The organism is Streptomyces sp. NPDC101151 (genome assembly GCF_044768335.1).
Taxonomy (GTDB): Bacteria; Actinomycetota; Actinomycetes; order Streptomycetales; family Streptomycetaceae; genus Streptomyces.
On record NZ_JBIWPP010000001.1, the window covers coordinates 112,391 to 125,469 of the forward strand.

Below are 13,079 nucleotides of genomic sequence, written 5' to 3' on the forward strand. Positions count from 1 at the left end.
CCTCATATGAGACCGGGTCCTGCGTCGTGCGCGGTTCGCCTGTCCCGTACCGGACAGGGCCCCCTCAGGGGGGAGGCGTGGTGCGTGATCGGCAGGCATCCCGTGCTGCCCGCCGGGCCCGGGAGTTCGAGGCGTTCGTCGCCGGCGCGGCGGGACGGCTGCTGCACACCGCCACGCTGCTCACGGCCGAGGCGCCGGACGCCAACCCGCGCGCGCGGCGCCTGCTGACCCTGGCGCTCGCCCACACCTACGCCCGCTGGAACCGACTCCACGGCGAGGACCCCTACGACTGCGCCCGCCAGTACCTCGCCACCCGCTTCGCGCACGGGTCGTGGCACCACTACGGCGCCTTCGGCCGCGCCCGGCCGCATCCGCGCAGCATCCTCGCCGCCCTGAACCCGCAGGAGCGGCTGGTCCTGGTGCTGCGGATGTACGAGGGAGTCGCCGAGGAACAGGCGGCGGCCCTGCTCGGCCTGCCCGTCGAGCGGGTCCACTCGATCTGCGACCGGGCCACGGCCACGGTGCTGCATCCGGCGCGTACGACCGCCCCGCGCGCGGTGGGCGCGAAGGTGGCGCCGTCATGACGCGGCGGCCGGACCGCGCCCTCGTGAGGCGGCAGTCGGACCGCCCCCTCATGCGGCGGAGGCCGGGCGGGAGGCTCCGGTGAACCGTTCCCAGCGGGAGGCCGCCGTACGGCGGATCCTGGAGCAGACCCCCGCACCCGTGCCGCCGGACCTGTGCGGCGAGGCCGTCCGCCGCGGCGACCGACTGCTGCGGCGCCGGCGGATCGTCCTGCGCCTGTGGTGGCTGCTGCTGTGCGCCGCGGCCGTGGCGTTCACCGTCTGGGCGGTCTCGGTCCACCCTTGGGTGGAGCCGCCTTCGCAGACGACTCCACCGGTCACCGGCTGGTGACGGCAGGGCCCAGCCCTGGCCGAGTACACCTAGCCCAGGGCCTGCTGCAGGTCCTCCAGCAGGTCGTCGACGTTCTCGATGCCGACGGACAGGCGCACCAGGTCGGAGGGGACCTCGAGGGCGGAGCCCGCCGCGGAGGCGTGCGTCATCCGGCCGGGGTGCTCGATGAGCGACTCGACGCCGCCGAGGGACTCGCCGAGGGTGAACACCTTGGCGCGGTTGCACACCTCGACGGCGGCCTCCTCGCCGCCCTCGACCTGGAAGGACACCATGCCGCCGAACGCCTTCATCTGCTTGGCGGCGACCTCGTGCCCGGGGTGCTCGGGCAGTCCCGGGTACAGGACGCGGGTCACGCGCGCGTGCCGGGTCAGCATGTCGGCGATCCGCGTGGCGTTCTCGCTGTGCCGGTCCATGCGCACCGCGAGGGTCTTGGTGCCGCGCAGCACCAGCCAGGAGTCGAAGGGGCCGGCGACGGCGCCCATCGCGTTCTGGTGGTAGGCCAGCTCCTCGCCCAGCGCCTGGTCGGAGACGATCAGCGCACCGCCGACCACGTCCGAGTGGCCGCCCATGTACTTGGTCAGGGAGTGCACGACGACGTCCGCCCCGAGCGACAGCGGCTGCTGGAGGTAGGGCGTGGCGAAGGTGTTGTCGACGACGAGCCTGGCGCCCGCGTCGTGGGCGACCTGGGCGACGGTGGCGATGTCGGTGATACCGAGCAGCGGGTTGGAGGGGGTCTCCACCCACACGGCCTTGGTCTTCGGGGTGATCGCTGCGCGGACGGCGGCCGGGTCGCTGGTGTCGGCGACGGACCACTCCACGCCCCACCGGCTGACGACCTTGGCGAAGAGGCGGAACGTGCCGCCGTAGGCGTCGTTCGGGATCACCACGTGGTCGCCGGGGCTGAGCAGCGTACGCAGCAGGGCGTCCTCGGCCGCCAGGCCGGACGCGAACGCCAGACCGCGGCGGCCGCCCTCCAGCGCGGCGAGGTTCTCCTCCAGGGCGGTCCTGGTCGGGTTGGCGCTACGGCTGTACTCGTAGCCGCCGCGCAGACCGCCGACGCCGTCCTGCTTGTAGGTCGAGACCTGGTAGATGGGCGGGACGACCGCGCCGGTGAGGGGATCCGCGGTGTTGCCCGCGTGGATCGCGAGGGTCTCGAAATGCTGACTGAAGTGCCTGTCGCTCATGTGCACCGAGCGTAGTGCGCTCGGTGCGATGGTGGCGTCCCGACGGACTCCCGGCTCCCTCCCGGAGGGCCGCGGGCCGGGTTTTCCACAGGCCCGGCGGGCGGGGTTGGCCAATTGTCGGCGACGTCTGGTTCGCTTGAGGCATGGCAATTCTCTGGCTGCTCATGGCACTGGTCCTGCTGAGCTTCGTGCTGCTCCCGCTGCTGCGGCGCAGGCGCGGCGCGATCGAGCAGGTCTCCCCGGGGCACCCGGACGCCGCCGACCCGGCGAAGTACGGCTTCGTGCGCCAGGAGGAGCTGGACGTGCGGATGCCCGGCTCCGACCAGGACCTGCTGGACGTCCTGGACCTGGTGCAGCGCACCCACGACTACCACGCGGCCGCCCAGTTGCTGGCCGGAACCGAGGCCGAGGGCGAGCCGCGCTGGCAGCGGGTGCAGGCCTTCGCGGGTGCGGCGGCGCTGGAGCTGCAGCAGCGGCCGGGCGGAGTGCACGAGACGCCGGGCGGACAGTGGCTCAGGGTGTGGCGGGCCGAGCAGCCCAAGGACGCGGGCGGCGCGGCGGTGCACGCCGAGTTCCTGGTGCAGCAGGCGTGGCGGACGTCGACGCCGGGCACGGACGACTTCCGGATCATCATGGAGGAGGCCAGGGAGGCCTGCGGGCAGGCGGCGCTGCTGGCCCCCGGCGACCCGGTGCCGTACATCATCGAGCTGTCCATCGCCCGGGGCCTCGCCTGTCCGCGGCCCGAGTTCGAGAAGCTCTGGCTGAGCGTCCTGGACCGCGCCCCGAACCACATGGGTGCGCATCTGGCCGCGCTGCACTACTGGTGCGAGAAGTGGCACGGCTCGCGCGAGCAGGCGTACGCCTTCGCCGAGGCCGCGGCGGCCCGCGCCCCCGAGGGCTCGCTGCTCGCCGCGCTGCCGCTGTTCGCGGTCTTCGAGCATCTGCCCGAGGTGAACCTGGTCGCGGGCCTCTACCAGAGCGAGGTCGTCACCAAGGCGATGCACGGCGCCCTGCACGCGGTGCACGCGGCCCGTCCCGACGACCCGATGCTCGCGCACGTCCGCCATCTGCTGATCTTCTTCCTGGTCCGCGCCGAGCGCTGGGCGGAGGCCATGGACCAGCTCATACACGTCGACGGCCACGTGGGCGCGCTGCCCTGGACGCTGTCGGAGGACCCGGCCGCCGAGTTCGCCCTCTTCCGCGCCCTGGCGGTGGCCGGCTACGAGGCGAACGGCGGCAGCCCGGCGAGCCTGCCCGGCTGACCTGCCGGCCCGCGGATCACTCGGATTGCCCTGCTGACCTGCGCTAGGGCATACTCCGCATGCTCCGAGTTTGCTCTTGCTTTGCCTTGAGCCGGCTCGGGTGTGCTCCGTATCCCCCCACACTCCGGCAGCACCGCACCGCGGTGTCCGCCATGTCCATTTCTCCGGTTCTCCGGGTCCTGTGGGGGGATCTGCCCGATGGGCGCAACTCTGCGCGCGCTGCGCGCCCTCGTCCTGCTGTGCGGCTTCTATCTGCTGAGCCTGCTGCTGCTCGCGGTGCTGGCCGGTGCCGACGTCGCCGCGTATCTGTGGGGGCTGCGCGGCCCGGCCCTCCTGAAACTCGTCATCGTCTCCGCGCTCCTCGCCGTCCCTGTCCTGCGCGGCGTGATGATGCTGCGCACACCGCGCGGCGAGGACCCGCCCGGCATCGAGGTCACCGAAGCCGACGAACCCGGGCTGTGGGCGCTGGTCCGGGAACTCGCGGCGGCGACCGGCACCCGCGCCCCCGACAGGATCCTGCTCACCGCCGATGTCAACGCGGCCGTCGGCGAACACTCCCGCCTGCTCGGCCTGCTGCCCGGCCCGCGCCGCCTCTACCTCGGCGTACCCCTGCTGACCGGTCTGACCGAGGCTCAGCTGCGCTCCGTACTCGCCCACGAATACGGCCACTTCACCGGCGGTGACACCCGGCTGTCCGCGCTCGTGGTGCGTGGCCGGGCGCAGATCGCCCGGGTCATCGGGCAGTTCCGCGCCAAGGCCGACGGCAAGGTGGCCGCCGAGCGCGCCCGCCAGGAGCAGGCCTCCGCCGAGCGGGTCGCGAAGGGCAAGAAGGCCAGGAACGTCGACACCGGCGGGGCCGGGGCGACGTACCGGATGATGGCCTCGGTCTACACCCTGTACGGCAAGCTCTACCTGCGCGCCTCCCTCACCACGGCCCGCGCCCAGGAGTACGCCGCCGACCTGGCCGCCGCCCGGATCGCCGGACGCGACGCGACCGCCTCGGCGCTGCGCCAGATCCCGGTCCTGGCCACCTCCCACGAGTTCTACCTCGACTCCTACGCCACCCTCGGCCTGCCGGTGCACCTGCTGCCGCCGCGCGGCCAGTTCTTCGGCGGCTTCGGCCGGCTGCTGACGGCCCGCGAGGCGGAGCTGGTGAAGCTGCGGGACCGGCTGCCGACCGAGCCGGCATCGCCGTACGGCTCCCATCCGCCGATCGCCGAGCGGGTGCGCCGGATCGAGGCGCTGCCCGCCGACGGGCGCGCCGAGGAGGCCACCGGCACGGCCCTCGCCCTGCTCACCGACCCGCAGCGGACCCTGGCCGCGCTGGAGGATGCCGTCCTGAGCGACGAGGTCCTCGCCTTCCGGCGAGCCGCCGAGTGGCAGGAGCTGCTGGACGCCTCCATGGCCGAGGGCATGTCCTCCGTGAACACCCCGCTGCACCGGGCGCTCGCCGACTACACCGGCCGGCCGGCGACGCTGTCCGCGCTGCTGGAGGTCATCGACGACGGCCGGCTGTGGCGGCTGGCCGAGCGGCTGCCGTTGTCCGAGCAGGCAGCAGCGGCGAAGGGCCGGGCCTTCCGCGAGTTCGTCCGTCCCCGGCTGCACGGTTCCCTGCGGACGATGGTGCTGGCCGAGTTCAGCGCCCGGTCGCTGCTGCAGTGGGAGTTCTCCTGGGCCCGGGCGGCCACCGTCCGGCTGCCCGGCTGGGCGTCCGAGAACACACCGGACGACGGTCCCGAGGCCGCGCTGGACGCGGCGGTGGACGCGGCGCTCGCCGACCACCCCGACACCGCACCGCTGCGGGCGCTGCTGCCACCGGCCGCGACGCCCGTGTGAACACCGGGCACCCCGCCCTTCCGCCGCCGCCCCTACGACGAACGGACCGTACCCTCCCATGACCGTCCTGCTCTGGATCCTGGCCGTCCTGGCCGTCCCCACGCTGATCTTCGCGGTGTGGATCGCCGGGGTGTTCCTGAAGGAGTTCTTCAACCCGAGCCCCGACGACGGCACCGAGGCCGCCGGAGCCGCCGAGAAGCTCGGCCTGCTGCCCGCCGAACGTCAGAACATGGACCACGCCTCCGCGCTGCCCGCCGGCTGGGCGGCCGCCCTCGCCGCGGTGCGCCACGGCGACTGGCAGCCCGCCGCCGAGCAGCTGAACCTCATCGGCCGGGACTGGGAGCGCCGCACGACGGTCACCGGCTATCTGGCCGAGCTGGCGGCCAAGGACGACGAGTGGCTGCTGGCCTGGGAGGCGGCGCGCCCCGAGGACCCGGACGCGGCCGTGGTCAGGGCACAGAGCACGGTGAATCTGGCCTGGGAGCTGCGGGGCGCGAAGAAGGCCCACTACACGACGCAGGAGCAGTTCCAGGGCTTCCACCGGACGCTGAAGGGGGCCCGCGAGGAGATCGTGCGGGCGGCCGCACTCAACCCCGAGGACCCCACGCCGTATGTGTCGGAGATCTGGGTGGCGCTCGGCCTCGGCTACCCGAACGCCGAGATGGACAAGCTCTGGTCGGAGATCAAGAGCCGCGCCCCGCACCACTTCGGGGCCCACTTCTCGGCCCTCCAGTACTGGTGCGTGAAGTGGCGGGGGTCGCAGCAGCTGGCGTTCGACTTCGCCGAGCGTGCCGCGGCCGAGGCACCGCTGGGCAGCCTGCTGACGGTGCTGCCGCTCATCGCGCACTTCGAGCACGACGAGTCCACCGACACCGCGGCCGACAACACGCCCGAGATGCTGGCCAGGGTCGACGCGGGCCTCGCGGACGCGGCGGCCGCGGACCCCGGGCACCCGGGGCTGGCGAACCTGCGCCACCTGCTGGCGTTCTATCTGCACCTCCAGGACCGGCACGAGGCGGCACTGGAGCAGTTCAAGCTGGTCGACGGCTACGTGGAGGCGCTGCCGTGGAGTTACCGCGGCGACGGCGCGGCCGCGTACTACTGCCAGGTGCGCAACGACACCGTGCAGGCGGTTGCGGCCACGGACTGACCTGTCCCGGCCGCTGCGGATCGGGAGCCGACAGGAGCGGGAGGGTCGCGAACGGAGACCGCAAGGAGGAGCATCGAAGTCACGTAGGCAAGGTGGTGGCCATGGTGACGCCGTCGATGCATTTCAGCGAGAGCCCTGAGGACCCGTTCGCCCTCGGACGTGGCGCCTCGGCTGTGCTCGACGTTCACGGCACCGTGGTCGGCTGGAGCACCCGTGCACAGGAGTTGCTGGGCTATTCGGCCAAGGAAGTGATCGGTCGGTCGTGGCGGGAACTCCTGGTCGACGCCCGTGACCTGCCTGTCGCACGGACCGTCGTCGTGGACGCCGTGAGGACGGGGGGCTGGTTCGGGGTCCTGCCCGTCCGGCACCACGACGGCCGGCGTGTGGAGATGGGTTTCCGGGCCCGCGCGGTCACTCGGGACGGGGACAGTCAGGAGTGGGTCCTGGTCGGAGCCCCCGCCGCAGAGGTCATCGCCTGGCAGCGGGACCGTGCGCTGCTGGACGGCCTGTACCGCCGGTCCCCGATCGGTCTGGTCGTCCACGGCCCGGACATGCGAGTGATTCGGGTCAACCGCGCGGTCGAGAAGGCGAGCGGTGTCCCGGCCGAGGCGCCGGTGGGCCGTCTCCCCCGCGAATTCATGCTCGCCGAGGACGCACGTCACGAAGAGGAACGGGTACGGCACGTCCTGGAGACCGGCGAACCGTTGATCTTCACGGAACAGTCCGCCCGGGCACTTCACGATCCGGGCCGGGAGCGGATCGTGTCCGTCTCGGCGTTCCGGATGGAAGACCCCTCGGGCCGGGTTCTCGGTGTGGCCGAGACGATCTGGGACGTGACCGACCGCCACCGCGCCCAACGCAGGCTCGCCCTGTTGAACGAGGCGAGCGCCCGGATCGGAACCTCACTGGACGTGACACAGACCGCTCGGGAACTGGCCGCGGTGGCCGCCAACGGCCTGGCCGACTACTGCTCGGTGGACCTCCTCAAGCCGGTGACACTGGGCGACGAGCCTGCGTCCATTGCGTCGGGTCCGCTGCTCCGGGCTGCCCTCTCGCCCCCGGAACACCGCGTCCCGTTCCAGGAAGGCGATGTGGTCCCGCTGCTTCCGGACTCTCCGCAGGCGCGGTGCCTGACCGAGCGTCGCCCGATTCTCGACCGGCTGCTGTCCCTGCGCCCCGAGTGGTACGCCATGGACCGGCGGCGGGTCGAGATCGCCCTGGGGCTCGGCGTTCATTCGCTGATCGTGGTGCCCTTGGTGGCACGCGGCCTGGTACTGGGCCTGGTGAGTCTGTGGCGGGTGAGCCATTCGGAGCCGTTCGAGGACGACGATGCCGCGGTGGCCCAGGAGCTTTCCTCACGTGCGGCCGTCTGTATCGACAACGCGCGCCGCTTCACCCAGCAGCAGAGCGCCGCCCTGACTCTGCAGCGCAGTCTGCTGCCGATCGCGGCGTCCGACCTGCCGGCCGTCGAGACGGCCTGCCGGTACCTTCCGGCGAGCGGTGAACCGGGCATCGGCGGTGACTGGTTCGATGTGATCCCCCTGTCGGGAGCCCGGATCGCCCTCGTCGTGGGAGACGTGGTCGGCCACGGGATCCACGCCGCGGCCTCCATGGGCCGCCTGCGCGCCGCCGTGCGCACCCTGGCCAGCCTCGACCTGGAACCGGACGAGGTGGTGGCGCGGCTGGACGATCTGGTCAGTCTGCTGGCCACCGAGCTGGAGGGGAACACCGACGGCAACGGGTCGGCGATCGAGCAGATACTCGGGGCCACCTGCGTCTACGCGGTCTACGATCCGGTCTCCCGGCGCTGCTCCATGGCCCGCGCCGGCCACCCGGCACCGATGCTGACCACACCGGACGGCCAGGTGACCGTGCTCGACCTGCCCCCGGGCCCACCGCTCGGACTGGGCGGACTGCCGTTCGAGACGTATGACCTCGACTTCCCGGAGGGCAGCCTGCTCACGCTCTACACCGACGGTCTTCTGGAGGCACGCAACAGCGACATCGACGGCGCGCTGGAGCACCTGCGCGCGTGTCTCACCCACTCCACCCACCCGCTGGACGGCATCTGCCACGCCGTGGTCGAAGCGCTGCTGCCCAAGGAGTGTGTCCCCATCGACGACATCGCGCTGCTCATCGCCCGTACCCGGGTGCTGCCCGCGGAGAACGTCGCCACCTGGCAGCTGCCCCTGGAAGCGACCGCCGCCGCCCTCGCCAGGGAGCTGACCACGGCGAAACTGACCGAATGGGGGCTGGAGGAACTGACCTTCACCACCGAGCTGGTCGCCAGCGAACTCGTCACCAACACCTACCGGTACGCGACCGGCCCCGTCACCCTGCGCCTCATCCGTACACACTGCCTCACCTGCGAGGTGTCCGACGCCAGCCACACCTCCCCGCACCTGCGACGGGCCCTCAGCACGGACGAGGGCGGCCGCGGGCTCTTCCTGGTCGCCCAGCTCACGGAGCGGTGGGGCACCCGCTACAGCCACGAAGGCAAGACGGTCTGGACGGAACAGCCTCTGCCGCACGCGTGATCGAGGCCGGGAAATTCGGTTGCCCCCGGCGGGCCGCTCGGGCTGAATACCCGGCATGGCCGACATACAGGGCTCATACGACGACCTGTTCACCGCGGTGCCCAGCGCGCTGGCCCGGCTGCTGGACGACGGAGACGTGGGCGGCTCGGTCGCTGTCTTCGTGGACGGCGAGCCGGTGGTGGACGTGTGGGGCGGGTTCGCCGACGCGGAGCGCACGACCCCCTGGCAGCGGGACACGATCACCAACGTCTGGTCCGTCACCAAGACGATGACGGCGCTGTGCGCGCTGGTCCTGGCCGACCGTGGCGCGCTCGACCCGGCCGCGCCGGTCGGCCGGTACTGGCCGGAGTTCGCCCGGGCGGGCAAGGAAAAGGTGCTGGTACGGCATCTGCTCTCGCACACCGCGGGCCTGCCCCACTGGGACGGACCCGTCGAGGATCTCTACGACTGGCCGGCCGCCACGGCACGTCTGGCCGCGCAGGCTCCGCAGTGGGAACCCGGAAGCGCGGCCGGTTACCACTCGCTCACCCAGGGGTTCCTCGTGGGCGAGGTCGTACGCCGGATCACCGGCCGGACCCCGGGCGAGTTCTTCGCCGAGGAGGTGGCCGGGCCGCTCGGCGCCGACTTCCACATCGGACTGTCCGACGAGCACGACCACCGGGTGGCGCGCACGGTCCCGCCGCCCTCCCACGACGAGGACTACACGGCGAGCGCGCCCCGCGGCAGCGCGGCGCCCTCCACCGCCACCGCCATCCGGGTACGTGACGGGAACAGCGTGGCCTGGCGCCGTGCGCAGATCCCCGCGGCCAGCGGCTTCGGCAACGCCCGCTCGGTCGCCCTCGTCCAGTCGGTGCCGGCCAGCGGAGGAGCGGTGCGCGGGACGCGACTGCTGTCGCAGGCGGGGTGCGACCTGGCGAGGGAGGAGCAGTTCGACGGCGACGACCGCATCCTCGGCATGCCGGTCCGCTACGGCCTGGGCTACGGGCTGTTCGGCAACACCTACGGGTGGGGCGGCTGGGGCGGATCCATCGTCATGAGCGACCCCGGTGCCCGTATGACGGTGGCCTACGTGACGAACCAGATGCGCGAACCCGCAGCCGACAACCGGGGCCTGGAACTCGTGACGGCGGCCTACGAGGGGCTGCAGGGCCTGCGGGCCTGAACCGAGGCGCACCTGCGTGCCGCCCGGCGCCGCGAGCAGCCCCCGCGGCGACCGGGTCGTGACCCGCGCGCAGGACACCGCGCACAGCGTGCAAGGGAGGAGTCCGGATGAGCAGCCCTGTGTTTCTGATCGGTGGCGGGTGGGACGCCGTGGAGGTGTACGAGCCGTTTCTGCGGCAGACCGCGGCGCATGCCGGCGGTGTGCCGCGGATCGGGTGCGTGGTCGTCGACGAGGGGGACGGGGCGGAGCAGTTCGAGCGGTACGCGGGGGCGTTGCGGAAGGCCGGCCCGTGCGCGCCCGTGCCGTTGCTCGTGCCGCTCGGCGGGCGGTTCGAACCGGAGGGCGCGCTGGACGGTGTCGACGGGCTCCTGGTGTGCGGTGGTCTGACGCCCGCGTATCAGGAGGCGTTCGCCGGCTGCCTGGACCGGCTGCCGCGGCTGCTCGCCGAGCACGGGGTGCCGTACGCGGGCTTCTCCGCGGGCGCGGCCGTCGCCGCACGGCGGGCGGTGGTCGGCGGCCGGCTGCTGGACGGGGTGCCGGTGTGCCCGGAGGACACGGCGGAGGACCTTGCGGAGATCGAGGTACGAGCGGGTCTGGGGCTCGTGCCGTACGCGGTGGACGTGCACGCCGCGCAGTGGGGGACGCTGGCACGGCTGGTCGCGGCGGTGGGACGCGGGAAGGTTCCGTACGGCGTCGCCCTCGACGAGAACACCGTGGTGGAGGTGGTGGGCGGGGGCGGCCGGGTGACGGGGCTCGGGCGCGTGCATGTCGTACGGCCCGGCCGGGACGCCGACGGCGACGGGATCGCGGTCGTACGGTCCTACGGCGCCGGGGAGGACTTCGGTCTGTGACTGCCGGGCCGCTCGGGGCGGCCCGGCCGGTCCTCAGATGGTGGCCGTGTCGATGACGAAGCGGTAGCGGACGTCGCTGGCCAGCACCCGTTCGTACGCCTCGTTGATCTCGGCGGCGCTGATCAGCTCGATCTCCGCGCCCAGGCCGTGCTCGGCGCAGAAGTCCAGCATCTCCTGGGTCTCGGCGATGCCGCCGATGCCGGAGCTGCTCATGCTGCGGCGGTTGCCGAACAGCGACTGGAGAACGATCTGCACCGGCTCCTCGGGGAGACCGACGTTCACCATGGTGCCGTCGGTGCGCAACAGGGACACGTACTCGGAGAAGTCGAGCGGTGCCGAGACGGTGTTGAGGATGATGTCGAACGTGCCCGCCAGCTCCTCGAAGGTGTCCGGGTCGCTGGTGGCGTAGTAGTGATCGGCACCGAGCCCGAGGCCGTCGTCCTTCTTGCGCAGGGACTGCGACAGGACGGTGACCTCGGCGCCGAGCGCGTGCGCGATCTTGACACCCATGTGGCCGAGACCGCCCAGGCCGACGACGGCGACCTTCTTGCCCGGACCGGCGCTCCAGTGCTTCAGGGGCGAGTACGTGGTGATGCCCGCGCAGAGCAGCGGGGCGGCCACGTCCAGCGACAGCCCCTCCGGGATGCGGACGACGAAGTTCTCGTCGACGACGACCTTCTCCGAGTAGCCGCCGTAGGTGGGCTCGCCGTCCTTGCCGATGGCGTTGTACGTCCAGACGGTGCCGCCCGTGGAGCAGTACTGCTCCAGGCCGGCCTTGCAGTTGTCGCACTCACGGCAGGAGTCGACCATGCAGCCGACGCCCACCCGGTCACCGACGGCGAACTTCGTCACGCCCGAGCCGACCTCGGAGACGACGCCCGCGATCTCGTGGCCGGGGACCATCGGGAAGATGCCCGGGCGCCAGCCGTCCTGGGCCTGGTGGATGTCGGAGTGGCAGATACCGGCGAACTTGATGTCGATCAGGACGTCGAACTCGCCGACCGCACGCCGCTCGATGGTGGTCCGCTCCAGCGGGGCCTTCGGTGCGGGCGCGGCATAGGCAGCAACAGTGGTCATGCCGGGTTCTCCTAGCAGCGGTTTTCGTGCCCGGTCGCCTTCCGGCCGGGTACGTCGTCGAGCCTGCCGCAGGTTCCGTCCACCACCCAGTCCACACCTTTGCGTACGACTGCCGTGCCTACCACTGGCGGGGTCAGGCTCGCGTGCGTACGACCAGGTGACAGGACCGATACTGGCCGTATGGACGAACAGCCGGAAGCCGCCGCGGCCGGCCGACCCCTGGACCGGCGGGCCGAGCTGAGCGAGTTCCTGCGCAGCCGGCGGGCCCGGCTGAAGCCTGAGGACGTGGGACTGCCCGACTTCGGACGGCACCGCCGGGTGCCCGGGCTGCGCCGCGAGGAGCTGGCGCAGCTGGCCGGGGTGTCCGTGGCCTACTACACCCGTCTCGAGCAGGGCAACGGACGGAACGTGTCGGCGGAGGTGCTGGAGTCGATCTCCCGCGCGCTGCGGCTGACCGACGCCGAGCACGCGCATCTGACCCACCTGGCCAAGGGCAAGCAGCACAAGAAGAAGGTGTCGGCGCGGCCCCAGCAGGTGCGGGTCTCACTGCGGCAGCTGCTCGACACGATGGACGGGGTACCGGCGTACATCGTGGGGCGGCGCTCCGAGATCCTCGCGTGGAACCGGATGGCGGCGGCGGTCTTCGGCGACTGGAGCGAGCTGCCGGCCACGGAGCGCAACTGGGCACGGCTGGTGTTCCTGAAGCCCGAGTACCGCGATCTCTACATCGACTGGGAGCAGAAGGCCATCGACATCGTCTGTGCCCTGCGCATGGACGCAGGCTGCTATCCCGACGACCCGCGGCTGTCCGCGCTGGTCGGTGAACTCTCCGTCAAGAGCGAGGAGTTCCGGCGGCTGTGGGCGACCCACGACGTCAAGGAGAAGAGCCACGGGCTGAAGCGGCTCCGCCATCCGCTGGTGGGCGAACTCTCCCTGAACTACGAGACGTTCAGGGTCTCCGACGACTCGGACCAGGGCCTGGTCGTCTATCACGCCGAGCCGCACTCGCCCTCGGCGGAGGCACTGCGGCTGCTGGCGAGCTGGGGAACCGACGCGACGGCCGTACGGCCGACGCTGTGAGGCTCCCCGGCCCGCCCGCGCGCTCCCG

The 13,079-nt window shown here is 72.2% G+C and carries 11 protein-coding genes; 9 read left to right on the forward strand and 2 right to left on the reverse strand.

Translation table 11 applies throughout. The annotated features are described in order from the left end of the window. Positions 1-80: 80 nt before the first annotated feature. Positions 81-584 (forward strand): sigma factor-like helix-turn-helix DNA-binding protein, encoded by a 504-nt coding sequence (locus tag ACIRU3_RS00530; RefSeq protein WP_404049325.1) that lies wholly within the window; start codon positions 81-83, stop codon positions 582-584. 79 nt (positions 585-663) lie between these two features. Continuing rightward, complete coding sequence (locus tag ACIRU3_RS00535; protein ID WP_404049328.1) at positions 664-912, forward strand: hypothetical protein; 249 nt, start codon at positions 664-666, stop codon at positions 910-912. Positions 913-941: 29 nt separating this feature from the next. On the opposite strand, the gene ACIRU3_RS00540 is transcribed toward ACIRU3_RS00535, so the two are convergent. Continuing rightward, positions 942-2,096, reverse strand: coding sequence for a cystathionine gamma-synthase (locus tag ACIRU3_RS00540; protein ID WP_404049330.1), 1,155 nt, complete (start codon positions 2,094-2,096; stop codon positions 942-944). Between the two features lie 143 nt (positions 2,097-2,239). Here ACIRU3_RS00540 and ACIRU3_RS00545 point away from each other — a divergent pair, with 143 nt between their 5' ends. The 6 genes from ACIRU3_RS00545 to ACIRU3_RS00570 all read left to right on the forward strand — a co-directional run bounded on the left by ACIRU3_RS00545 (position 2,240) and on the right by ACIRU3_RS00570 (position 10,894). After that, positions 2,240-3,358, forward strand: coding sequence for a hypothetical protein (locus ACIRU3_RS00545; protein ID WP_404049333.1), 1,119 nt, complete (start codon positions 2,240-2,242; stop codon positions 3,356-3,358). A gap of 198 nt (positions 3,359-3,556) precedes the next feature. After that, the gene (locus ACIRU3_RS00550) at positions 3,557-5,194 is read left to right on the forward strand and encodes a M48 family metallopeptidase (RefSeq protein WP_404049335.1); all 1,638 of its coding nucleotides are present in this window, start codon (positions 3,557-3,559) and stop codon (positions 5,192-5,194) included. A gap of 58 nt (positions 5,195-5,252) precedes the next feature. Continuing rightward, positions 5,253-6,344, forward strand: a complete 1,092-nt coding sequence (locus ACIRU3_RS00555) for a hypothetical protein (protein WP_404049338.1) — start codon at positions 5,253-5,255, stop codon at positions 6,342-6,344. 101 nt (positions 6,345-6,445) lie between these two features. After that, complete coding sequence (locus tag ACIRU3_RS00560) at positions 6,446-8,881, forward strand: SpoIIE family protein phosphatase (protein WP_404049341.1); 2,436 nt, start codon at positions 6,446-6,448, stop codon at positions 8,879-8,881. Positions 8,882-8,936: 55 nt separating this feature from the next. After that, on the forward strand, positions 8,937-10,043 hold the full coding sequence (locus ACIRU3_RS00565) for a serine hydrolase domain-containing protein (protein WP_404049343.1): 1,107 nt from the start codon (positions 8,937-8,939) through the stop codon (positions 10,041-10,043). Between the two features lie 107 nt (positions 10,044-10,150). Continuing rightward, complete coding sequence (locus ACIRU3_RS00570; RefSeq protein ID WP_404049345.1) at positions 10,151-10,894, forward strand: hypothetical protein; 744 nt, start codon at positions 10,151-10,153, stop codon at positions 10,892-10,894. 33 nt (positions 10,895-10,927) lie between these two features. Here ACIRU3_RS00570 and ACIRU3_RS00575 read toward each other — a convergent pair whose 3' ends face one another. Beyond that, the gene (locus tag ACIRU3_RS00575; RefSeq protein ID WP_404049347.1) at positions 10,928-11,971 is read right to left on the reverse strand and encodes an NAD(P)-dependent alcohol dehydrogenase; all 1,044 of its coding nucleotides are present in this window, start codon (positions 11,969-11,971) and stop codon (positions 10,928-10,930) included. Positions 11,972-12,151: 180 nt separating this feature from the next. Here ACIRU3_RS00575 and ACIRU3_RS00580 point away from each other — a divergent pair, with 180 nt between their 5' ends. Then, positions 12,152-13,051 carry a helix-turn-helix domain-containing protein gene (locus ACIRU3_RS00580; RefSeq protein ID WP_404049350.1) on the forward strand — a complete coding sequence of 300 codons (900 nt, stop codon included), beginning with the start codon at positions 12,152-12,154 and terminating at the stop codon, positions 13,049-13,051. The last annotated feature ends 28 nt before the right edge of the window (positions 13,052-13,079 follow it).

Bases quoted from the DNA above. Each gene is read 5' to 3' on its own strand.
- ACIRU3_RS00540 (WP_404049330.1), bottom strand. From the start codon at position 2,096: ATGAGCGACAGGCACTTCAGTCAGCATTTCGAGACCCTCGCGATCCAC.
- ACIRU3_RS00555 (WP_404049338.1), top strand. From the start codon at position 5,253: ATGACCGTCCTGCTCTGGATCCTGGCCGTCCTGGCCGTCCCCACGCTG.
- ACIRU3_RS00565 (WP_404049343.1), top strand. From the start codon at position 8,937: ATGGCCGACATACAGGGCTCATACGACGACCTGTTCACCGCGGTGCCC.
- ACIRU3_RS00545 (WP_404049333.1), top strand. From the start codon at position 2,240: ATGGCAATTCTCTGGCTGCTCATGGCACTGGTCCTGCTGAGCTTCGTG.
- ACIRU3_RS00550 (WP_404049335.1), top strand. From the start codon at position 3,557: ATGGGCGCAACTCTGCGCGCGCTGCGCGCCCTCGTCCTGCTGTGCGGC.
- ACIRU3_RS00575 (WP_404049347.1), bottom strand. From the start codon at position 11,971: ATGACCACTGTTGCTGCCTATGCCGCGCCCGCACCGAAGGCCCCGCTG.
- ACIRU3_RS00570 (WP_404049345.1), top strand. From the start codon at position 10,151: ATGAGCAGCCCTGTGTTTCTGATCGGTGGCGGGTGGGACGCCGTGGAG.
- ACIRU3_RS00560 (WP_404049341.1), top strand. From the start codon at position 6,446: ATGGTGACGCCGTCGATGCATTTCAGCGAGAGCCCTGAGGACCCGTTC.
- ACIRU3_RS00580 (WP_404049350.1), top strand. From the start codon at position 12,152: ATGGACGAACAGCCGGAAGCCGCCGCGGCCGGCCGACCCCTGGACCGG.